Raw genomic sequence first — 612 nt, forward strand, 5'->3', positions numbered from 1 at the left:
GAAGAACTACAACGTCGCTTTGATCAATCCTAAAACTACCGATCTCAATCGTAGAATGGATGGTGGCATCACTAAAAACGATAAACTTGATACTCTTAATATATGCGATATATTAAGCTCAAATAAACTCAAGAAACCTTATCGTTTGACGTCATCTAAGAAATTTGACCTTTATGAACAAAAGCAGCTGACTAGGTTGCATCATTCCCTCAAGGAACAGATCAATGTTCTTTCCAATCGTCTGCAGAAATGCATAGATCTTGTTTTTCCTGAATATAACTCACTTTTTAAATCCAAGTATACCAAAGTCTATATGTCTATTCTTAAACAGTTTGGCAGTGCAAAGGCCATTGCACAGGCTGACATCAGAACATTGCGCAAATGTTTTGATATTACCGGCAGAGGCAATCGCATTTCTCTGACTGCTGAAAAGCTAAAGGAAAGTGCTAAAACATCTGTTGGCATTTCTTCGTTGGCAGATGAAATGCAGATCAAACATCTAATAGCTCATATCGAACTGCTTAATGATCAGCTCAAAGAAATAGATAAAAAAATAGAAGAGTTTTCCACTGACTTAAACTCTCCTATCATCTCCGTACCAGGAATTTCGCA

General features: G+C 36.9%; 1 protein-coding gene. It reads left to right on the plus strand.

Translation table 11 applies throughout. From position 1 onward, the window contains the following. Positions 1–612 (plus strand): IS110 family transposase (locus B5E79_RS13280; RefSeq protein ID WP_143746807.1); only part of this gene is annotated, 612 nt, incomplete at both ends.

Source organism: Massilimicrobiota sp. An134, from assembly GCF_002160815.1.
In the GTDB taxonomy this organism is placed as follows: Bacteria; Bacillota_I; Bacilli_A; order Erysipelotrichales; family Coprobacillaceae; genus Allocoprobacillus; species Allocoprobacillus merdigallinarum.